The sequence below is a fragment of the Pseudomonas sp. VS40 genome, from assembly GCF_018587885.1.
Classification (GTDB): Bacteria; Pseudomonadota; Gammaproteobacteria; order Pseudomonadales; family Pseudomonadaceae; genus Aquipseudomonas; species Aquipseudomonas pergaminensis.
In genome coordinates this window covers 743,373-764,327 of record NZ_JAGYWD010000003.1, presented here as the reverse complement: position 1 = coordinate 764,327, position 20,955 = coordinate 743,373, and the positions used below count along the sequence as shown (strand labels likewise).

The window sequence follows — 20,955 nt, the reverse complement described above, 5'->3', positions numbered from 1 at the left end:
CCCTCTCTTGCGGTAAACTGGCCGCCGAGATTCTTCCCGGAGGTCAGCATGACTACCCAACGTCACTACTCGCCGATTGACCGTCTGTTGCTGCAAGCCGACATGGCCATGCGCACGTTGCTGCCCTTCAGCGGCCAGCCGTATCGCCCTTCGCCCGCCATCGTGCAGCCCGACGCACAGATGAGCGAGACCGATACCCGCCACGTCGCCGGCCTGATGCGCATCAACCACACTGGCGAAGTCTGTGCCCAGGCGCTGTACCAGGGCCAGGCCCTGACCGCCAAGCTGCCGCAAGTGCGTGCGGCCATGGAACACGCCGCCGAGGAAGAGATCGACCACCTGGCTTGGTGCGAGCAACGCATCCGCCAATTGGGCAGCCACCCCAGCGTACTGAACCCGCTGTTTTATGGCCTGTCGTTTGGTATCGGCGCTGCTGCTGGTCTGATCAGCGACAAAGTCAGCCTGGGTTTTGTGGCGGCGACCGAACATCAAGTGTGCAAACACCTGGACGAACATCTGGAACAGCTGCCAGCCGAAGACGAAAAGTCCCGGGCCATTCTTGAGCAGATGCGTATCGATGAAGAACATCACGCCGAAAGCGCGCTGGATGCTGGTGGCTTCCGCTTCCCGGCGCCAGTGAGGTTTGGCATGAGTGTTTTGGCCAAGGTCATGACTAAAAGCACCTATCGAATTTAGCAGCCTCGAATTTAGTAGCATCGAATCGACAGGCAAAAAGAAGGGCGCTATCACAGCGCCCTTCTTTTTGCCCGTCGATTGAGCTATCAACCCAACTCGATGATTTCGTAATCATGGGTGATGGCCACACCGGCCGCACCGAGCATGATGGAGGCCGAGCAGTACTTTTCGGCCGACAGTTCGATAGCACGCTTGACCTGGGCTTCTTTCAGCGCCCGGCCCTTCACCACGAAATGCATGTGGATCTTGGTAAACACCTTGGGGTCTTCAGTGGCACGCTCGGCTTCCAGGAACGCTTCGCAGCTCTCCACGGCCTGGCGAGACTTTTTAAGGATGCTGACCACGTCGAAATTGCTGCAACCGCCCACACCAAGCAGGAGCATTTCCATCGGGCGTACGCCCAGGTTACGGCCACCGGCTTCCGGCGGGCCGTCCATGACCACCACATGGCCGCTGCCCGACTCACCGAGGAACATGGCTTCGCCCGCCCATTGGATGCGTGCCTTCATCGCCCAGACTCCACTGCTAAAAAAGGGTCGCCAGCTTAGCACAGGGCCCGCCTGCGTCAGCGTTTGCGACAAAAGCGATCAATAGCACGGTTTACGTGAAATTTGGCTAATCGAGACAGAATGTGTCTGTTAAGCTGGCGCCAAATCGATGGCGTATTGCCACCCTTTATGCACCGTGTATCAATGCCGATACCGATGAATACAACAACTCCATCTACCTCGCGCAGTCTTTTCGGGACACAACCATGGTTGCCCTTACTCCCATACCCAAGATCAAGAATCTCGACAAACTGTTGATGCATTGCCAGCGCCGTCGTCATCCGGCCAAGCACAACATCATCTGCGCCGGCGAGCGTTCCGAAACACTGTTCTTCATTATCAAAGGCTCGGTCACCATCCTGATCGAGGACGAAGATGGCCGTGAAATGATCATTGCCTATCTGAACACCGGGGATTTCTTTGGGGAGTTGGGGCTGTTCGAACAAGCTGGCAAGGAACAGGAACGTAGTGCCTGGGTGCGGGCCAAGGTCGAGTGCGAAGTGGCCGAGATCAGCTACGCCAAATTCCGCGAGCTGTCCCAGCAGGATCCCGACATCCTCTACGCCCTCAGCGGCCAGATTGCCCAGCGCCTGCGGGACACCACGCGTAAGGTCGGTGACCTGGCATTCTTTGATGTCACCGGTCGTGTCGCCCGCTGCTTGCTGGATTTGTGCAAACAGCCCGACGCCATGACACACCCTGACGGCATGCAGATCAAGGTCACGCGCCAGGAAATCGGGCGTATTGTCGGCTGTTCACGGGAGATGGTCGGTCGCGTGCTCAAGGACCTGGAAGAACGCAACCTGGTCCACGTCAAAGGCAAGACGATGGTGGTGTTCGGTACCCGTTAAACCGGCAGGAAGCTGGCCAACATTTGACGGTACAAGGTGTCCAGCCGGCTGATCGCATCCGGTGCAGGGAAGGCTTCGTGCAAGGCGATATGGCTGTCGGCGCGCACCCGCTGGTCGAGGCCGCAGGCTTGATTGAAGCGGTTGACTGCCGCGATCAGCTCTTCGCGATCGTTCTCCAACAACAGCGCACCGTGCACCAACCCCACCGGGCGACCACCACTTTGTCGCCAGCGCTGGGCCGTGCCGACCATTTTGCGGCCGTTAAGGTTGACGTTGTAGCGACCGTCGCAAAACGCACCGTCGATTTCACCGACGGAAGCATCGCCTCCCAACTCGATCAGCAAATCGCAGATCGGTTGGCATAAACGCAAATAACCGGTTTCGATACGGTTCTGATCGCCTTCACTGCGTGGCGGAGCATAGACCAGGGCGATGTTGACCGTCGCATTCGACTGCGGCACCGGTTCTCCACCGGTTTCACGCAATAATACCGGCCAACCGGCATCCGCGGAAACCTGGCTGGCGGTCTCAAATGCCGGCAAGCGGCTCAAACGACGCGGCATGACCAAGGCTTGGTCGCTGGGTTGCCAGAACAGCAAGCCGAACTCTTGTTCGCCAGCGCAAACAGCCGCCAACAAGGCTTGCTCGGCGGCAAGACCGGCTTCAACAGTCATCGCTTGCGGCTTAACCATCAACACCTACCTCTCTGAATGAACACCGAACAAATTGTGGGAGCGGGCTTGCTCGCGAATGCGGTAAGACAGCAATGAATATATTGACTGACACACCGCTTTCGCGAGCAAGCCCGCTCCCACATTTAGACTGCATTCCAAATGATGGCCGCGTTTCAAATCAATCCAGTGTCGAACCGCTGACCGCCACACCACGCTCCGGGAAGAATAGGCGCTGCAATTCAGCTCCCGGGTTCTCGGCACGCATGAAGGTCTCGCCCACCAGGAACGAATACACGCCACTGATCTCCATCAGCTCCACATCCGCACGGTTGACGATGCCACTCTCGGTAATTACCAGACGGTCACGCGGGATGCGCGGCAGCAGGTCGAGGGTGTTTTCCAGGCTGACTTCGAAGGTGTGCAGGTTACGGTTGTTGACCCCCACCAGCGGTGTGTCGAGGGTCTTCAGCGCGCGCTCCAGCTCATCGCCGTCGTGCACTTCCACCAGCACGTCCAGGCCGACGCTTTTGGCCACGGCCGCCAGCTCGGCCATCTTCACGTCATCCAGCGCGGAGACGATCAGCAGCACACAGTCGGCGCCCAGGGCACGGGCTTCGACGATCTGGTAAGGGTCGACCATGAAATCCTTGCGGATCACTGGCAACTTGCACGCGGCACGGGCCTGCTGCAGGAACAGGTCGGAGCCCTGGAAGTAGTCGATATCAGTCAGCACCGACAGGCACGTCGCCCCGCCCTTCTCATAGCTCTTGGCTATGTCTTCAGGGATGAATACTTCGCGAATGACGCCCTTGCTAGGCGAAGCCTTCTTGATTTCCGCAATGACGGCGGGCTGTTTTTCCTTGGCCTGCTTGATCAACGCGTTGGCAAAGCCACGTGGCGCATCAGCGACCTTCGCCTGCTCTTCCAGCTCGGCGAGGCTCACGCGAGCACGGCGTTCGGCGACTTCTTCAGCCTTGCGAGCCAGGATCTTTTCCAGAACGGTCGGCACACTCATCCTTCATTCTCCATCTTGAATACTGCGGTGAATGCTCCCAGCTCTTCGAGCTTCTCGCGAGCCAGACCGGTGTGCAGCGCATCGTGGGCCAAGGCGACACCTTCCTTAAGACTATAGGCGTGGTCGGCCGCATACAGTGCAGCGCCCGCATTCAAAACAATCATCTCAGCGGCTTTTTGACCGTTTTCGGTCTTGCGACGCCCCAGGGCATCACGAATCAGTTCCAGAGACGCCGCCGGGCTTTCCACTGCCAGGCCGTGCAGGCTCTGGCTCTTCATGCCCAGGTCTTCCGGCTCGACCCAGTATTCGGTGACCTGGTCATTCTTCAGCTCCGCCACGAAGGTCGGTGCCGCCAGGCTGAATTCGTCCAGGCCGTCCTTGGAATGCACCACCAGCACATGCTTGCTGCCCAGGCGCTGCAGCACTTCGGCCAATGGCCGGCACAACGCCTGGCTGAACACGCCCACCACCTGGTGTTTCACACCGGCCGGATTCGTAAGCGGGCCGAGCATGTTGAACAAGGTGCGCAGGCCAAGGTCCTTGCGCGGGCCGGCGGCGTGCTTCATTGCGCCATGGTGGGACTGGGCAAACATGAAGCCAATACCGACATTGTCGATGCAGCGCGCCACTTGTACCGGGGTCAAATTCAAGTAGATACCCGCCGCTTCCAGCAAGTCGGCACTGCCGCTTTTGCCGGACACGGCGCGGTTACCATGCTTGGCCACGGTGCAACCCGCTGCCGCGACGACAAAAGAAGAAGCGGTCGAGACGTTGAAGATGTTCGCACCGTCACCGCCGGTGCCGACCACGTCCACAACACCGTCGAGGGTCTTGAGCTCAACCTTGTCCGCCAGCTCGCGCATCACCGATACGGCGCCGACGATCTCGTCGATGCTTTCGCTCTTCATGCGCATCGCCATCATGAACGCGCCGATCTGCGCATCAGTGCATTGACCGGTCATGATCTCGCGCATGACATCGCTCATTTCAGCGGTGCTCAGGTCCAGGTGGCCGACGATACGGCTCAGGGCAGTCTTGATATCCATGGAAAGTCCTTAGCGCGTGCCGCCGCTCTGCTTGAGAAAGTTGGCGAACAGCTCGTAGCCCTGCTCGGTCAGGATCGACTCGGGGTGAAATTGCACCCCTTCGATATTCAGTGTCTTGTGGCGCAGGCCCATGATCTCGTCGACGGAGCCATCTTCCAGTTGGGTCCAGGCAGTCAGCTCCAGGCATTCCGGCAGGGTTTCGCGCTTGACCACCAGCGAGTGGTAGCGGGTCACCGTCACGGGCAAGTTAAGCCCATGGAACACCCCTAGATCATGATGAAACACTGGGCTGGTCTTGCCGTGCATCACTTGACGCGCGCGCACCACTTCACCACCAAAGGCCTGGCCAATGGACTGGTGGCCCAGGCACACGCCCAGGATCGGCAGCTTGCCGGCGAAATACTTGATCGCCTCCAGGGAAATACCCGCCTCGGTCGGCGTGCACGGGCCTGGCGAAACCACGATGCGCTCCGGGTTCAGCGCAGCGATCTCGGCCACGGTCAGTTCGTCATTGCGCACTACCTTGACCTCGGCACCCAACTCACCCAGGTACTGCACAACGTTGTAGGTAAAGGAATCGTAGTTATCAATCATCAGCAACATGGGGGAAACCTCAAGAATTAGGGGTCTGTTCAGCCAGCGCAACGGCGCGGAACATCGCGCGGCGCTTGTTCAGGGTTTCTTCCCATTCGAGGGCCGGCACTGAGTCGGCAACAATCCCGCCGCCGGCCTGCACGTGCAACTCCCCGTCCTTGATCACGGCCGTGCGGATCGCAATGGCCGTGTCCATGTTACCGTTCCAGGCGAAATAACCCACGGCGCCGCCATAGACACCGCGTTTGACCGGCTCCAGTTCGTCGATGATTTCCATCGCGCGGATCTTCGGCGCACCCGACAAGGTGCCTGCCGGCAGAATCGCGCGCAGTGCGTCCATTGCTGTCAGCCCGGCTTTCAGCTCGCCGGTGACGTTGGACACAATGTGCATCACATTCGAATAACGCTCGATCACCATCTTCTCGGTGAGCTTCACGGAACCGATTTCCGAGACACGCCCGGTATCGTTACGGCCCAGGTCGATGAGCATCAGGTGCTCGGCGATTTCCTTGTCGTCGCTCAACAGGTCTTCTTCCAGCGCCAGGTCGGCCTCTTCGGTCGCACCGCGTGGGCGCGTACCGGCGATCGGGCGTACGGTGATCAGGTTGTCTTCGACACGCACCAGCACTTCCGGCGAACTGCCCACCACGTGGAAGTCGCCAAAATTGAAGAAGTACATGTACGGCGTCGGGTTGAAGCAGCGCAGCGCGCGGTACAGATCGATCGGCGCGGCCTTGAAATCGATGGACATACGCTGCGACGGCACCACCTGCATGCAGTCACCGGCAAGGATGTATTCCTTGATGGTATCGACCGCACGCTCGTAGTCATCCTGGGTAAAGCTGGAGCGGAACACCGGGTCGGCTGCCGGCGGACGGCTGAGGTCCAGGCCGCGACGCGGGGTAATCGGCTGGCGCAATTTATCCAGCAGGGCTTCGAGGCTGGCACGGCCTTGCTCGAACGCGTCCTCCTGGGATGGATCGGCGAGTACGATCGCGTGCATCTTGCCGGCGAGGTTATCGAACACCACCACGGCATCGGAAACCATCAGCAGAATGTCCGGCACGCCCAGCGGATCCGGGTTCGGGCATTTGCCCAAGCGTTTTTCCACATAACGCACGCAGTCATAACCGAAGTAACCCACCAGGCCGCCGTTGAAACGCGGCAGACCAGCAATGGTCGGCACGTTGTAGCGCGCCTTGAACGCTTCGACGAACGCCAACGGGTCTTCTACATCATGGTTTTCGATCTCGACGCCATCATGGGTAATGCTCACATGATGGTCGTGCACGCGCAGCACCGTACGGCACGGCAGGCCGATGATCGAGTAACGCCCCCACTTCTCGCCGCCCTGTACCGATTCGAGCAGGTAAGAGTTCGGCTCGTCGGCCAGTTTCAGGTAGATCGACAGCGGCGTGTCGAAGTCGGCCAGGGTTTCGCAGGCCAGGGGAATGCGGTTATAGCCGGCAGCGGCCAAACGCAGGAATTCTTCGCGGGTCATCATATGCCTCGTGGCTTGAGGGTCTAACAGTCAGGTATGCAAACGCGCCGCAGAGTGCGGCCAGGATCAGTCAGGCGCGCCAACGCCAGCGGGCCAGGGCCTTGATGACTTTCATCCAGAGTTTGCGAGTGACCACCACGATGGAATTTCCAGAAGGGGACGGATCGGTATCGGGCAACGTTATCTCAGCGCCAGCTCCCAAGCAACCGGGGATTAACAGGCGCAGGTCATCAATCACGAGTGATGGCGACTCTTCGGCGATCGGCCGACCATGGTTATAGCCGTAGCTGAGGGCCACGCACTGCACGCCCGCAGCCTTTGCCGCCAGCACATCACTGCGTGAATCGCCGACAAACAACGACTGCGAGGCCGGGATATTGGCCATTTTCATCACGAAAAACAGCGCCGCCGGGTCGGGCTTTTTCTGCGGCAGGGTATCGCCGCCGATGATCCAGCGGAAATAACGGCCGATTTTCATCTGGTCCAACAATGGCGCGACGAAGCGCTCCGGCTTGTTGGTGATCAGGGCCATTTCCACGCCCTGCTTGCTCAGCCACTTGAGGGTGTCGCGCACGCCCGGGTAAACCACGGTCAGTTCGTGGCCATCTTCATAGGCGGCGTTGAACAGTTCCAGGGCGTGTTCGGCCTCGACTTCATCCACGCCTTCGGCGTCGATATTGTTGGCCAAGGCCCGGCGCACCAGCATCTGCACGCCGTTGCCGACCCATTCGCGCACCGACTCGATCCCGGCCGGCTTGCGGCCCAGCTTGAGCAGCATCTCGTCCACCGCCGCCGCCAGGTCGGGCACCGAGTCGATCAAGGTACCGTCCAGATCGAACATCACCAGCCGTGGCAATTTGCCGGGGAACAGCTGCTCAAAGCCGCTCATGGACGCGCCAGCGCCAGTTCGGCGCGCATCTTGTCGATGACTTCCTGGTAGTCCGGCGCGTTGAAGATCGCCGAGCCGGCCACGAAGGTGTCGGCGCCCGCCGCGGCGATTTCGCGGATGTTGTTGACGTTGACCCCGCCGTCGATTTCCAGGCGGATGTCACGGCCCGAAGCGTCGATCAGCGCGCGGGCTTCGCGCAACTTGTTCAGCGTGCCGGGGATGAACTTCTGCCCACCGAAGCCTGGGTTGACGCTCATCAGCAGGATCATGTCGACCTTGTCCATCACGTACTCAAGCAAGCTCAACGGTGTGGCCGGGTTGAACACCAGGCCCGCCTTGCAGCCGCCTTCGCGGATCAGTTGCAGGGTGCGGTCGACGTGCAGCGAGGCTTCCGGGTGGAAAGTGATGTAGGTCGCGCCGGCGTCAACGAAGTCGCCGATGATGCGATCCACCGGGCTGACCATCAGGTGCGCATCAATCGGCGCAGTGATGCCGTACTTGCGCAACGCGGCGCAGACCATCGGGCCGATGGTCAGGTTGGGCACGTAGTGGTTGTCCATGACATCGAAGTGCACGAAGTCGGCACCCGCGGCCAACACCTTGTCCACTTCCTCACCCAGGCGGGCGAAGTCGGCGGAGAGAATCGATGGAGCAATGACGAAGGGCTGCATGACGCACCTTTTTTGAGCTAAATCACGATGGCGCGCATTGTATACCTCATGCTTTGCCGCGCGCACCGTGACCTAACTCAACGGTTAGTAAGCCGCCCGATAGATTTTCTCGATATCGGCCGCGCTGAGCTTGCGTGGATTGTTGCGCATCAAGCGCTCAATACCCGCCGCTTCTACCGCCATGGCTGGGATCGCGTCCTCGGGCACCCCGAAACTGCGCAAGCCCGCCGGGATCTCCACTGCGGCACACAGTCGCGTCATCGCCTCGACGGCCTGGTCGGCGGCATCGTTGACGCTCAAGCCGGTGACATTCACGCCCATCGCCTGAGCGATGTCCTGCATGCGCTCGACACAGGCCAGCTTGTTCCAGTGCATCACGTAGGGCAGCAACAACGCATTGCTCACGCCGTGGGCGATATTGAAGCGCCCACCCAGCGGATACGCCAACGCATGCACCGCCCCCACCCCGGCATTGCCGAACGCCATGCCGGCCATCAGGCTGGCAGTGGCCATGTCGTCGCGGGCCTGCAGGTTGGCCGGGTTGGCGTAGGCCTTGGGCAATGCATTGGCGATCAGCTTGATCGCGCCAATCGCCAACGCATCAGTGATCGGCGAGGCATTCAGCGACAAGTAGGACTCGATGGCGTGCACCAGCGCGTCCACGCCACTGGCGGCGGTGACGCTGCGCGGGCAGGTGAGGGTCATCTGCGGGCTGATCAGCGCCACATCCGGCAGCAGGTAATCGCTGACGATGCCTTTTTTCAGTTGCGCGACCTTGTCGGAGAGGATCGCCACATTGGTCACCTCCGAACCGGTGCCGGCGGTAGTCGGGATAGCGATCAGCGGCGGCCCCTTGCGCGGCACCTGGTCGACGCCGAACAAGTCCGCCAGCGCTCCGTGATAACCGGCATAGGCCGCAACACTTTTGGCGATATCAATGGCACTGCCGCCGCCCACGCCGATCAGGCCGTCGTGCCCGCCCTCGCGGTAAACGCGCATGCAGTCTTCGACAATGGCGATTTCCGGGTCGGGCAACACCCGGTCGAAAATCTCGTAAGTGCGTTCGCCCAGGTGTTCAAGGGCCAGCGCCACCGTACCGGACTTGACCAGCGCAGCGTCGGTGACGATCAGCGGGTTATCCACATCCAGGCGGGCTAGCTCAAAGGCCAGTTGTTCGATGGCGCCAGCGCCGGTCAACAGTTTGTGGGCGATCTTGAATGAGGAAGTACTCATGTGCGCGGCCTCTTATTAAGTGATGGGCTGGCACAAGAGTAGCTCGAGATTTTGGGTTGCCTAGCATTGAGGGTCTGAATGGTCAGGTGACTCAACGCGGGCACGGTTTATGTGGGAGCTGGCTTGCCTGCGATTCAGGCGACTCGGTATGGCAGGCAAACCGCGGCGATGCAATCGCAGGCAAGCCAGCTCCCACAGGTGATCGCGTTTACCCGCTCAGACCTGGGCGGTACGCAGTTTCTCGCTACGGCCGCGCAGCCATTCGAGGGTCAGCAACAGCAACACCGAGAAGGCAATCAACAGGGTCGCCGCCGCCGCAATCGTCGGGCTGAGGTTTTCGCGGATGCCGCTGAACATCTGACGCGGCAGGGTCGCTTGCTCGGGGCCGGCGAGGAACAGCGTTACTACCACTTCATCAAACGAGGTGGCGAAGGCAAACAGCGCCCCGGAAATCACGCCTGGCGCGATCAACGGCAAGGTCACCCGGCGGAACGCCGTGAGTGGTGAGGCTCCGAGGCTGGCGGCCGCCCGCACCAGGTTATGGTTGAACCCCTGCAACGTGGCGGACACGGTGATGATCACGAACGGCACGCCCAGCACCGCATGCACCACGATCAGCGAGAAGAAGCTGTTGCCCAAGCCCAGCGGCGCGAAGAGCAGGTAACTGGCCACGCCGATGATCACCACCGGCACTACCATCGGCGAAATCACCAGCGCCATCACCAGTGCCTTGCCGGGGAAATTGCCGCGGGTCAGGCCGATCGCCGCCAGGGTGCCGAACACCATGGCCAACACCGTGGCCGCCGGGGCGACGATGATGCTGTTCTTCAACGCACGCATCCACTCGGCCGAGGCGAAAAAGTCCTCGTACCAGTGCAGCGAGAAGCCTTGCAGCGGGTACACCAGGAAACTGCCGCTGTTGAACGACAGCGGGATGATCACCAGCACCGGCAGAATCAAAAACAACAGGATCAAGCCGCAGAGGATCCGTAAGCTGTAGAACCACACCCGCTCAACGGGCGACATATAAGGGCTCAGCATCGCAAGGTCTCCTTAGCTCAGGCGCAGGCGACTGGCGCCCACCAGCCGGTTGTAGATCAGGTACAGCACCACGGTAGCCAGCAGCAGCAAGCCGCCCAGTGCCGTGGCCATGCCCCAGTTGATGCTGGTGTTGGTGTAGAACGCCACGAAGTAGCTGACCATCTGATCGTTCGGGCTGCCCAGCAGTGCCGGGGTGATGTAGTAACCAATTGCCAGGATGAACACCAACAGGCAACCGGCACCAACACCGGCGTAGGTTTGCGGGAAGTACACGCGCCAGAAACTGGCGAACGGGTGGCAGCCCAGGGAAATCGCCGCACGCATGTAGGTGGGCGAAATACCCTTCATCACGCTGTAGATCGGCAGGATCATGAACGGCAGCAAGATATGCACCATGGAGATGTAGACCCCGGTGCGGTTGAACACCAGCTCCAGCGGCTTATCGATCAGGCCCATGCCCATCAGTGCGCTGTTGATCAGGCCACCGGACTGCAGCAACACGATCCACGCCGCCACCCGTACAAGGATCGAGGTCCAGAACGGTAGCAACACCAGGATCATCAGCAAGTTGCTCTTGCGCGCCGGCAGGTTGGCCAGCAGGTAGGCCAGCGGATAGGCCAGCAGCAGGCAGACGGCGGTGATCACCAGGCCCATCCAGAAGGTGCGGGCGAAGATGTCCAGGTAGATCGCCTGGTCCGGCGTGGCCGGCGCGACTTCGCCGAGGTCGTCGATGCGGTGATCGACGGCCGCCAGCAGGTAGAACGGTGTCAGGCTGCTGGTATTGCGCCGGATCGCCTGCCAGTAAGCCGGGTCGCCCCAGCGTTCGTCGAGGTTTTCCAGCGCTTCTTTATAAGAGCCAGGCGCTTCGCTGAACGGCAACGCCCGCGCGGTTTTGGTCAGCAGGCTGCGGTAGCCGGCCAGTTCCATGTTCAGGCGTTTGGACAGATCGCCCAGGGTCTGGTTTTTGCGCGCTTCGCCCAGGTCCTCACTGAGCGCCTGGTACACCGGCTCGCCCGGCAGTCCACGACCGTCCCAGGCCGTGATCGCAACTACAGTACGCGGCAACCCACCCACCACTTCCGGGTTGCCGACGCTCTTGAACAGCAGCGCCACGATCGGCACCAGGAACACCAGCAGCAAAAACAGCACCAGCGGCGCAATCAAGGCCTGGGCCTTCCAGCGATTGAGCCGCTCGGCACGCGCCAGGCGCTGCTTGAGGGTGGGGCTGTTGACCTCGTTCGAGGGAACGGCGATGGCCATGGCTGACTCCGGAAAATCTACGGTTGGGTCCTTGGCAACACGGTCCCTGTGGGAGCTGGCTTGCCTGCGATGGCATCAACTCGGTGCATCAGCTGTACCGAGGTGTCTGCATCGCAGGCAAGCCAGCTCCCACATGAAGCGGTTTCGCCAGAGGGGTATGCGGTGTTACTTGGCCGCCCAGGAATTGAAGCGCTGCTCGAGTTGCTCGCCGTTGTCCGCCCAGAAGCTCACATCGATCTGCACTTGGTTGGCGATGTTTTCCGGGGTGGTCGGCATGTCCTTCAGCACGTCCTTGGCCAGCAACGGCACGGCTTGGGTGTTGGCCGGGCCGTAGGCGATGTTTTCCGAGTAGGTCTTCTGCTGCTGCGGCTGCACCGAGAAGGCGATGAATTTCTTCGCGGCCTCGGCACGGTCCTTGGCCAGGCCTTTAGGAATGGCCCAGGCGTCGAAGTCGTAGATACCGCCGTTCCACACCACTTTCAGGTTGCTTTCTTTCTGCACGGCAGCAATGCGGCCGTTGTAGGCCGAGCTCATCACTACGTCACCCGAGGCCAGGTACTGCGGCGGTTGTGCGCCGGCTTCCCACCACTGGATCGACGGCTTGAGCTCGTCGAGTTTCTTGAACGCACGGTCCTGGCCATCTTTGCCGGCCAGCACTTTGTACACGTCTTTCGGCGCAACGCCGTCGGCCATCAAGGCGAATTCCAGGGTGTACTTGGCGCCTTTGCGCAGGCCACGCTTGCCAGGGAATTTCTTGGTGTCCCAGAAATCCGCCCAGCTGGTTGGCGCGGATGCCAGCTTGTCAGCGTTGTACGCGAGCACCGTCGACCACACGAAGAAGCCCACGCCACACGGCTGGATCGCCCCCTTCACGTAGTCGGCGGTGTTGCCGAACAGTTTCGGATCCAGTGGCTCGAACATGTCCTCGTCGCAGCCACGGGACAGTTCCGGCGATTCCACTTCCACCAGGTCCCAGGACACGCTCTTGGTGTCGACCATGGCTTTGACCTTGGCCATTTCACCGTTGTACTCGCCGGCGACGATCTTGCCGTTGCCCGCGCTTTCCCACGGTGCATAGAAGGCCTTGACCTGGGCCGCCTTGTTCGCGCCACCAAAGGACACGACCGTCAGGTCCGGGCCTGCCATGGCCTGTGTCGCACCCATCAAGCTCAATGCCAAAACGGAATACTTCAAGGAACTCAACATTGTTGTTCTCTCCACGTGCAGGGTTGGTGAAGCCAGGGGGCGATCAATTCGCCTCTAGAAGTGGGTCGAGTGCGCGAACGTGCTCGACTTGCCAGCCAATCGGTACCACGTCGCCGACCGCCAGGGCTGGGTCCAGCTCGGCAATCGGTTGTTTCACAAAAAAATCGGTCTTGCCGCAGACTTCCAGGCGCACGCGCACGTGGTCGCCCAGGTAGATGAATTCCGCCACCCGCCCAGAGAAGCGGTTGACGCAGCTTTCGCTGGAGCCATTGAGGCTGACACGCTCCGGGCGCACCGACAGGGTCACCGGGCCGCCGACCTGGCCGACATTCACCGCCAGCGCCTCGACCTTCTCGCCCCGCGCCAGCTCCACCACGCAGCGCTCGCCGGTGTGGCTGTGCAGGCGGCCATTGAGGCGGTTGTTCTCGCCGATGAAGTTGGCGACAAAGGTGTTCTTCGGTTCTTCATACAAGGTGCGCGGCGCAGCGATCTGCTGGATCTCGCCCTGGTGGAACACCGCCACCCGGTCTGACATGGTCAAGGCTTCGCCCTGGTCGTGAGTCACGTACACCACGGTCACGCCCAGTCGCTGGTGCAGGTGCTTGATCTCCATCTGCATGTGTTCGCGCAGTTGCTTGTCGAGGGCGCCGAGGGGTTCGTCCATCAGCACCAGTTGCGGTTCAAACACCAGCGCCCGGGCCAAGGCCACGCGCTGTTGCTGGCCGCCGGAGAGTTGTGCCGGGTAACGCTGGGCGAACGCGTCGAGCTGGACCATGCTGAGCACGCGTTTGACCCGCTCACTGATATCGGTCTTGCTCAGGCCACGCACTGACAGCGGGAACGCCAGGTTCTCGGCGACGGTCATGTGCGGGAACAGCGCGTAGTTCTGGAACACCATGCCGATGTCGCGCTTATGCGGTGGCACGTTGTTAATGGAACGCCCGGCCAGCTGGATTTCGCCAGCCGTCGGCGTCTCAAAGCCGGCGAGCATCATCAGGCTGGTGGTCTTGCCCGAACCGGACGGCCCGAGCAGGGTCAGGAACTCGCCCTTGCGAATCTCCAGGTTGAGGTCTTTGACGATCAGGTTCTCGCCGTCGTAGCTCTTCTGCACGCCACGAAAGCTGACCAGCACATCATTTGAATCCACCTCGCTCATACCCGCACCTTTGTATTTTGGACTGCTGTGGAACAAGCGTAGTCCAGGCGCGAGGCCGCGGAAATCGGGGGCCAGGAGAGAATTGCATCAGCCGGATGGAAGGTTTGGGGTAGGGATCGCCCTACACGGATGGCGCGCACGGGACGGTGCAGCGACAAGTGGCGAGCTGCAAGCGGCAAGAATGGGCTCGGCGGGGTTTTCGCGGTGTCGTTATCAGGTATGTGGTTAGAGCAGCTTGTGTTCCATGGCGTACTTCACCAACTCCGCCAGGGACGTGATATTGAGCTTTTGCATCAGTCGCGCCTTGTGGGTGCTGATGGTCTTGCTGCTCAGCGCCAGTTGCTGGGCGATGTCGTTGACGTTGGCGCCCTGGGCCAGGCGCTCGAACACCGAGAACTCGCGCTCGGACAGTAATGAATGCAGCGGTCGCGTATCGGTGAGGCCGACTTCGAAGACCATCCGGTCGGCCAGATCCGGGTCGATGTAACGACCGCCGGCCGCGACCTTGCGGATTGCCGTGAGCAACAGCGCCGGGTCGCTGTCCTTGGTGGCGTAACCGGCGGCGCCGACCTTCAAGGCGCGGGCGGCCATTTGCGCTTCGTCGTGCATCGACAGCACCAGGATTGCCGGCGGATTGTTCAGCGCACGGATGCGTGCGATCGCTTCCAGGCCGTTGACGCCAGGCATCGAAATGTCCAGCAGCACCACCTCGCACGGCACATGGCGCAACGTCTCCAGCAGTTGCTCGCCATTGCTCGCTTCCCCAACCACCAACAGGTCTTTGGCCAGGCCGATCAATTGCTTGATGCCTTCACGAACGATGGTGTGGTCTTCGGCTACCAGTACGCGGATCACAGGGACTTCCTCTTGGTGTTATGCATCCAACGGCACCGTGACACTCAGGGTGGTGCCCTCCCCCAACTCGCTGTCCAGGCTCAATTGCCCGCCCATGATCAGCACCCGCTCGCGCATGCCCACCAACCCGAATGACACCGGGCGGCCCTGGGCCTGGATGAAACCGACGCCATCGTCGCTGATGGTCAGTCGTAAATCCGCGCCCTCCACGGCAAGGGTCAGCTCCACAGTATGCGCCTGGGCATGGCGCATCACATTGGTCAGCGCCTCCTGCAAAATGCGGAACAGGCCGATGGCCTTGGCATCGCTGAGAGCCGGCAGGTTATCCGGAACCTGCACCAGGCAGGGAATCTGCGTACGTGCTTCAAAGCGCCGCGCCTGCCATTCGATGGCCGAGGCAATGCCGGCATCCAGAATCGGCGGCCGCAGCGCCGTCGCCACATCGCGCACCAACTGGAACAGCTGGGCGATAAGGCGCTTCATGCTGTTCAAACGCTCGTGCAAACCGGGGTCGAGTTGCGCATAGGCCAGCTCGCACATCGAGGTTTCGAGCTTGAGCACCGTGAGCATTTGCCCAAGCTCGTCGTGTACCTCGCGGGCGATGCGGGCCTTCTCTTCTTCGCGCACGGTTTCCAGGTGGGCGGACAGTTCGCGTAACTGCGCCTCACTTTGCAGCAACGCGGCCAACGTCCGGCGCAACTCGGTGACGTCATTAAGGTAAACCACCAGGTATTCGGCCTCGGCGAACCGCAGAAAACTCAAGGACACATTGGTCGGCAGGATGCTGCCATCGGCTCGCCGGCAGTCAGTGGCAAAATTCTGCGGGCCGTCTTCGCTGGCCCGCGCACGCTTCCACAGGTTGAGCCAGCGGTCCATGTCCAGGCTTGGATCAAGGTCGGCCAGCGGCCGCTCGATCAGCGCCCCGGGGCCGTAGCCGAGCATGTTTTCGGCGGCACGGTTGGCATAGCGCACATGGCTGTCCCAGTTGACCCAAAGGATGCCTACGGTGCTCTGATCGATGGAAAACTGCGTCAGTCGCAAAGCTTCGGCACCGGCGGCACGGGCTGCGCTTTCTTCACGAGCGGCAAGCAGGCCCTGCTCCAGCACCCGTTGCTGGCGTCGCTGCCAGACCACGACGGCCAGGCTGGCAAGCAGCAACAGGCCCAGCAACAGGCTGAGGTTTTGCCACAGGCCCGGGGATTCCGTGAGGCGCGGGTACTTGGGTTGCAGCCAGCGGCTGTGCAATTGGTCCAGGTCGCGGGCGGGAATCGCGCGAAGTGCGCTTTCCATGATGCCGGCCAGTTCCGGCCATTCCCGACGCGTGGCCACCCGCAGCAATTGCGGCAAGCCGATATCGCCCACCACCGCCAGCCCGGCAAACTCGGCCTCCCCGGACAAACGGCTCAACTGCGCTTCATCCACCACCGCGTAACGCGCCTGCTGGCTCACCAACAACTGCAGGGCCTGGCGCTCCATTGGCACGCCTTGCAGGTTGAGGGTGGGATAGGTGCTGCGCAGGTAATCGGCCACGGCACTGGGCATGCGCACAGCGACACGGGATTGCTCATCGAGCTTTTCCAACTCAACGGCGCCGCCGCCCTCCCGGATGCCGACGATGTGTTGCGGCACGCGCATATAAGGGTCGGTGAACAACCACAAGCGCAAGCCGGCCGGGGTTTGTTGCAGGCCGGGGGCGACGTCGACTTCGCCTTCGCGCACAGCGGCTTCCAGTTGCTCCTGGTTGGGAAAATTGCGCCAGGTCAGCTCGATGTTCAGGGACTTGGCCAGCCACTGCATCAACTCGACATTCGCCCCGGACAGCCGTTGCAAACGCCGATCGTATTGCGCGTAAGGCGCCTGCAACACCAGTCCCACCCGCAGCTCGGGGTGCTGGGCCAGCCATTCGCGTTGCTGGGCAGTGAGCTGCGCCTGCGGTGCAGCGGGCGCAGGGGCGGCATTGGCCATCAAGGCAAGGCACAAACAGCCGATAACCAGCAGACAGCGATAAACCATGATCCACGTCTCACATCACTGACAAATACTGACCAACCCATTAGGCTGCTGGAATCACTTCTGGCCGGGAATTAACGATGCCCTTTTTCCAACGTTCGGCACTGCCAGCATTGTGCCTGTCGCTGCTTTTTACCAGTGCCTTTTCTGTACAAGCCGCTGACGCCCCTGCACCTGCCGCCGAAAAACCTGTCGAGCGCCAGCCGCTGCCGGAGCGTAGCCAGGAAGAAGCCAGCTTTCTTACACGCAAAATCCCGCAACAGGAACAGCAACAATTGCAGGCCGGCAGCGATTCATTCCTGGCGCTGTGGAAGCCGGCCAACAGCGCCGAACCCGAGGGCGTGGTGATTATCGTACCGGGCGCCGGCGAAAACGCTGACTGGCCGCAAGCAATCAGCCCGTTGCGGCACAAATTGCCGGATGCCAATTGGGGCAGCCTCAGCCTGTCGCTGCCAGACGTGAGCGTGGACACCCTGCCGCCGCGCGTAATGGAAGCGCCCAAGGCCACTGTCGACACCAGTAGCAAGGAAGCGAGCACCGCCGACAAACCCATCGAGCAGGCCGCCAGTGCCGAAGCCGAAGGCACCGACCCGTCACTGGTGCCGGGCGCCGATGAGCAAGACAAGACCGATGCGTCGCGCATTTTCGACCGCATCGACGCCGCCGTGGCCTTCGCCCAGACCCAGAGCGCGCGCAGTGTGGTACTGCTCGGCCATGGTACCGGCGCCTGGTGGGCCGCGCGCTATCTGAGCGAGAAGCAACCGTCCCAGGTGCAGAAGTTCGTCATGGTGGCGGCGCAGACGCCCACCGGGCGCCATCCCGATGTCCAGCAGTTGGCCCCAGGCCTGAAACTGCCGACTGCCGATGTTTTCTATCAAGACCAAGCCCTATCGCGCAAAAACGCCCTGGCCCGCGCCCAGGCGGCCAAGCGTTTGAAGAATGAGGGCTATAAGCAGGTGTCGTTGAAAACCTTGCCCGGCAACAGTGATGCCGGCCAGGAGCAGTTGTATCGCAGGGTTCGCGGCTGGCTGAGCCCGCAAGCAAGCGCCGACTGAGGGCACACCGCAGGTCTCCTTTGAGGGCGGGCTTGCTCGCGAAGGCGGTGGGTCCGTCAGCGCATCGGATACTGATAGACCGCATTCGCGAGCAAGCCCGCTCCCAAACGGGAACGGGTTATCAACGTGAGGAAGTGAAAACTAACGGAAATCCCGGCGTTCGCGGATCAACGCATAGGCGTTGTGCAACTCGCGAGTACGCTCGGTGGCCTCACGCACTTGCGCGGCGCTGGCGCCGGTACCGGCAATCTTGTCCGGATGATGGCGACTGAGCAGGCGGCGATAAGCCCGTTTAATCATCGACGGCTCGGTAGTGGCGGTCACGCCCAGCAAACGCAACGCATCCTGATAAGTGGGGCCCCGACTGACCAGTGGCTTGCGCTCCGGCGTAAAGTCGGCGGCCAGTGCCTGGAGTTGCTGCGGCGTCCAGCCCAGCCACTTGCCCCAGAGGTCGATCAGGTCGCGCTCGGCGTCACTCGCCTTGCCATCCGCCCAGACCATGCGCCAACACGCGCGCAATACACCCTCCGCGGCATGAGGTTGAGCCTTGAGCACACGTAGATAACTGCGAACCCGATCGGAACCGGACTTGCCGCGATTGAACGCCGCAATCGCACGGCGCTGGGCTGAGTCACTCATGTCCAGCGCGCGCATTTCCTGGCGCGCCTGCTGGATATGCCCATCCACCACTCGCCCATTGCTCTTGGCCAAGCGCCCCAGCAACACAAACAACAATTCGTCATTGCGCAATGCCGGGCGCCCGCCCAGGCGCTCGCGCAGTTGCGCCCAACTCTGCAGTTGCAGGCGGCGATCCAGCGCCTGCCCCAACAGTGCACCCAACATGGCCCCCGGAATACTGGCAATGGCAAAGCCAGCCCCGGCGCCGATCAGCGTCCCTGGCCACAGCATCTTACTGCCCCGCTGTCAGCAGGGTTTCGACTTGCGCCAGGCGCTCCAGCGTGCCGACATCAATCCAGCGTCCCGCCATGTGTTCCCCCGTTACCAGACCTTTGGCCATGGCCGCTCGCAACAGCGGCGCCAGCTTGAAGGCACCCGCGCTGCAACCCGCGAACAGCTTGGGGTCGAGGACGGAAATGCCACTGAAGGTCAGGTTATCGGCACCGGCCGCTGCATCATGAAGCAAACCTTGATCAAGGTAGAAATCGCCACCCGAAGGGTGATGCGCCGGGTTATCGACCATCACCAAATGAGCCAGGCCCTTGATCGGCTGCTTGAGCTGGGTGAAGTCGTAATCGGTCCAGATGTCGCCATTGACCACCAGGAAAGGCTCGTCCCCCAGCAATGGCAACGCCTGGAAAATTCCCCCGCCGGTTTCCAGCGGCTCGCCTTCTGCGGAGTAACGGATGCGCAGGCCAAACTGCGCACCGTCCCCCAGGTAGCTTTCGATCTGTTGGCCGAGCCAGGCGTGGTTGATCACGATCTCGGTGAAGCCAGCCTTGGCCAGCGCCTCCAGGTGATACTCGATCAAGCGCTTGCCGCCGGCCTGCACCAGCGGCTTGGGCGTGTGCAAGGTCAGTGGACGCATCCGCTCGCCTTTGCCAGCGGCCAGGATCATGGCCTTCATACGCTCGCCTCGACGGGCTGACGCAGGCTGGCCAGCAGCTCACCGAGTTCGCTCAGTTCCGGCCGGTCCGCCAGCACTGCTTCTATATAAGCAAAGAAGCGCGGCACGTCGGCCAGGTAGCGTGGCTTGCCGTCGCGATGACAAATGCGCGCGAAAATCCCGATGACCTTGAGGTGACGCTGCACGCCCATCAAGTCGCTGGCGCGCAGGAAGTCTTCGAAATCCGGCTGCACTGGAATGCCCAGTTGCCCGGCACGCGCCCAATAGCCGCGCTGCCAATCCCGCACGCGCGCCTTGGGCCAACTGAGGAAGGCGTCCTTGAACAGACACGTGATGTCGTAGGTGACCGGCCCGTAGACCGCGTCCTGGAAATCCAGCACGCCTGGGTTCGGCTCGCTGATCATCAGGTTGCGTGGCATATAGTCGCGGTGCACCAGCACCTTCGGCTGCGCCAGGGCGCTGTCAATGAGGTGGTCACTGACACGCTGCCAAAGCGCTTGTTGCTGTGTATCGAGTTCGATACCCAGGTGCCGACGCACGTACCACTCAGGAAACAATTCGAGCTCGCGGCGCAGCAAGGCGACGTCATAGCTGGGCAGCGGCGCGTCCATCGGCAGTTGCTGGAAAGCCAGCAAGGCGTCGATGGCATCGGCAAACAATTGATCGGCGTTTTTGTCGTCAATCACGTCCAGGTAGGTTTTTCTGCCCAGGTCATTGAGCAAAAGAAAGCCTCGCGGCAAATCTTCTGCGTAAATTTTTGGAACATTTATTCCCGACTTCGCCAGGAAATGAGCGATATCGACGAAAGGTTTGCAGTTTTCCTGGGGGGGTGGAGCGTCCATGACCACGAAGGTCCGGCCACCGCCTTCCCAACGGAAGTAGCGCCTGAAACTCGCGTCGCTGCTGGCCGCGGTCAATGTGGCCGGGGGTACGGCACCCCAGTCTTGAGCGTTGAAAAGGATCGGCAACTGCTCATCCAGCCAGACTTCCAGCTGTTGTAAACGTAGATCTTGCTCGGGCATTACAAGGGTCTCCGACGGCGCTAGCCGTCAAGCGGGGCATGCTTTAT

At 61.3% G+C, this 20,955-nt stretch carries 21 protein-coding genes; 3 read left to right on the top strand and 18 right to left on the bottom strand.

All coding sequences use genetic code 11. The annotated features are described in order from the left end of the window. Nucleotides 1–48 precede the first annotated feature (48 nt). Nucleotides 49–696 carry a 2-polyprenyl-3-methyl-6-methoxy-1,4-benzoquinone monooxygenase gene (gene coq7, locus KHP07_RS12665; protein WP_017138087.1) on the top strand — a complete coding sequence of 216 codons (648 nt, stop codon included), beginning with the start codon at nucleotides 49–51 and terminating at the stop codon, nucleotides 694–696. An 86-nt stretch (nucleotides 697–782) separates the two neighbouring features. Here the strand turns inward: coq7 and KHP07_RS12660 are convergent, their stop codons facing one another. Then, nucleotides 783–1,205 (bottom strand): OsmC family protein, encoded by a 423-nt coding sequence (locus KHP07_RS12660; protein WP_005792019.1) that lies wholly within the window; start codon nucleotides 1,203–1,205, stop codon nucleotides 783–785. A 245-nt stretch (nucleotides 1,206–1,450) separates the two neighbouring features. On the opposite strand from KHP07_RS12660, the gene crp reads away from it, so the two are divergent. Further along, on the top strand, nucleotides 1,451–2,095 hold the full coding sequence (gene crp / locus KHP07_RS12655; protein ID WP_099493030.1) for a cAMP-activated global transcriptional regulator CRP: 645 nt from the start codon (nucleotides 1,451–1,453) through the stop codon (nucleotides 2,093–2,095). Here crp and KHP07_RS12650 read toward each other — a convergent pair. The 14 genes from KHP07_RS12650 to KHP07_RS12585 all read right to left on the bottom strand — a co-directional run bounded on the left by KHP07_RS12650 (nucleotide 2,092) and on the right by KHP07_RS12585 (nucleotide 17,249). After that, the gene (locus KHP07_RS12650) at nucleotides 2,092–2,787 is read right to left on the bottom strand and encodes a lipoyl protein ligase domain-containing protein (RefSeq protein WP_100492022.1); all 696 of its coding nucleotides are present in this window, start codon (nucleotides 2,785–2,787) and stop codon (nucleotides 2,092–2,094) included. The two genes, crp and KHP07_RS12650, sit on opposite strands and share 4 nt — an antisense overlap. A gap of 160 nt (nucleotides 2,788–2,947) precedes the next feature. Continuing rightward, nucleotides 2,948–3,784: an indole-3-glycerol phosphate synthase TrpC gene (trpC, locus tag KHP07_RS12645; RefSeq protein WP_078050411.1), complete on the bottom strand. Its 837-nt coding sequence runs from the start codon at nucleotides 3,782–3,784 to the stop codon at nucleotides 2,948–2,950. Next, complete coding sequence (gene trpD, locus KHP07_RS12640; RefSeq protein ID WP_029296763.1) at nucleotides 3,781–4,830, bottom strand: anthranilate phosphoribosyltransferase; 1,050 nt, start codon at nucleotides 4,828–4,830, stop codon at nucleotides 3,781–3,783. Before trpD ends, trpC begins: the two co-directional genes overlap by 4 nt. A 9-nt stretch (nucleotides 4,831–4,839) precedes the next feature. Continuing rightward, complete coding sequence (locus tag KHP07_RS12635; protein ID WP_100492021.1) at nucleotides 4,840–5,433, bottom strand: aminodeoxychorismate/anthranilate synthase component II; 594 nt, start codon at nucleotides 5,431–5,433, stop codon at nucleotides 4,840–4,842. 10 nt (nucleotides 5,434–5,443) lie between these two features. Then, nucleotides 5,444–6,925 (bottom strand): anthranilate synthase component I, encoded by a 1,482-nt coding sequence (gene trpE, locus KHP07_RS12630; protein WP_100492020.1) that lies wholly within the window; start codon nucleotides 6,923–6,925, stop codon nucleotides 5,444–5,446. 70 nt (nucleotides 6,926–6,995) lie between these two features. Beyond that, the gene (locus tag KHP07_RS12625) at nucleotides 6,996–7,814 is read right to left on the bottom strand and encodes a phosphoglycolate phosphatase (protein ID WP_028618148.1); all 819 of its coding nucleotides are present in this window, start codon (nucleotides 7,812–7,814) and stop codon (nucleotides 6,996–6,998) included. After that, the gene (gene rpe / locus KHP07_RS12620; protein ID WP_099493033.1) at nucleotides 7,811–8,485 is read right to left on the bottom strand and encodes a ribulose-phosphate 3-epimerase; all 675 of its coding nucleotides are present in this window, start codon (nucleotides 8,483–8,485) and stop codon (nucleotides 7,811–7,813) included. Before rpe ends, KHP07_RS12625 begins: the two co-directional genes overlap by 4 nt. Before the next feature lie 84 nt (nucleotides 8,486–8,569). After that, nucleotides 8,570–9,718 (bottom strand): iron-containing alcohol dehydrogenase, encoded by a 1,149-nt coding sequence (locus KHP07_RS12615; RefSeq protein ID WP_214497278.1) that lies wholly within the window; start codon nucleotides 9,716–9,718, stop codon nucleotides 8,570–8,572. A gap of 216 nt (nucleotides 9,719–9,934) precedes the next feature. Continuing rightward, nucleotides 9,935–10,759: an ABC transporter permease gene (locus tag KHP07_RS12610; protein ID WP_214497277.1), complete on the bottom strand. Its 825-nt coding sequence runs from the start codon at nucleotides 10,757–10,759 to the stop codon at nucleotides 9,935–9,937. 12 nt (nucleotides 10,760–10,771) lie between these two features. Next, nucleotides 10,772–12,019: an ABC transporter permease gene (locus KHP07_RS12605; protein WP_099493035.1), complete on the bottom strand. Its 1,248-nt coding sequence runs from the start codon at nucleotides 12,017–12,019 to the stop codon at nucleotides 10,772–10,774. A 165-nt stretch (nucleotides 12,020–12,184) separates the two neighbouring features. Continuing rightward, nucleotides 12,185–13,225 carry an ABC transporter substrate-binding protein gene (locus tag KHP07_RS12600; protein WP_010206957.1) on the bottom strand — a complete coding sequence of 347 codons (1,041 nt, stop codon included), beginning with the start codon at nucleotides 13,223–13,225 and terminating at the stop codon, nucleotides 12,185–12,187. A gap of 43 nt (nucleotides 13,226–13,268) precedes the next feature. After that, entirely contained in the window at nucleotides 13,269–14,381 is a 1,113-nt protein-coding gene (locus tag KHP07_RS12595; protein ID WP_058424775.1) for an ABC transporter ATP-binding protein, read from the bottom strand. A 225-nt stretch (nucleotides 14,382–14,606) separates the two neighbouring features. Beyond that, nucleotides 14,607–15,236 (bottom strand): response regulator, encoded by a 630-nt coding sequence (locus KHP07_RS12590; protein WP_015886166.1) that lies wholly within the window; start codon nucleotides 15,234–15,236, stop codon nucleotides 14,607–14,609. Nucleotides 15,237–15,254: 18 nt separating this feature from the next. Beyond that, entirely contained in the window at nucleotides 15,255–17,249 is a 1,995-nt protein-coding gene (locus tag KHP07_RS12585) for a PAS domain-containing sensor histidine kinase (protein WP_078050417.1), read from the bottom strand. 77 nt (nucleotides 17,250–17,326) lie between these two features. Here KHP07_RS12585 and KHP07_RS12580 point away from each other — a divergent pair, with 77 nt between their 5' ends. Then, on the top strand, nucleotides 17,327–18,301 hold the full coding sequence (locus KHP07_RS12580) for an alpha/beta hydrolase family protein (protein WP_099493037.1): 975 nt from the start codon (nucleotides 17,327–17,329) through the stop codon (nucleotides 18,299–18,301). A gap of 141 nt (nucleotides 18,302–18,442) precedes the next feature. On the opposite strand, the gene KHP07_RS12575 is transcribed toward KHP07_RS12580, so the two are convergent. From KHP07_RS12575 to KHP07_RS12565, 3 genes are read right to left on the bottom strand one after another with little or no spacing between them, the layout of a single operon-like run. Then, on the bottom strand, nucleotides 18,443–19,210 hold the full coding sequence (locus tag KHP07_RS12575) for a TerB family tellurite resistance protein (protein WP_100492017.1): 768 nt from the start codon (nucleotides 19,208–19,210) through the stop codon (nucleotides 18,443–18,445). A 1-nt stretch (nucleotide 19,211) separates the two neighbouring features. Next, entirely contained in the window at nucleotides 19,212–19,886 is a 675-nt protein-coding gene (gene murU / locus KHP07_RS12570) for an N-acetylmuramate alpha-1-phosphate uridylyltransferase MurU (RefSeq protein ID WP_078050420.1), read from the bottom strand. Beyond that, on the bottom strand, nucleotides 19,883–20,908 hold the full coding sequence (locus KHP07_RS12565; protein ID WP_214497276.1) for an aminoglycoside phosphotransferase family protein: 1,026 nt from the start codon (nucleotides 20,906–20,908) through the stop codon (nucleotides 19,883–19,885). The genes murU and KHP07_RS12565 overlap by 4 nt, the downstream gene beginning before the upstream one ends. Nucleotides 20,909–20,955 lie beyond the last annotated feature (47 nt).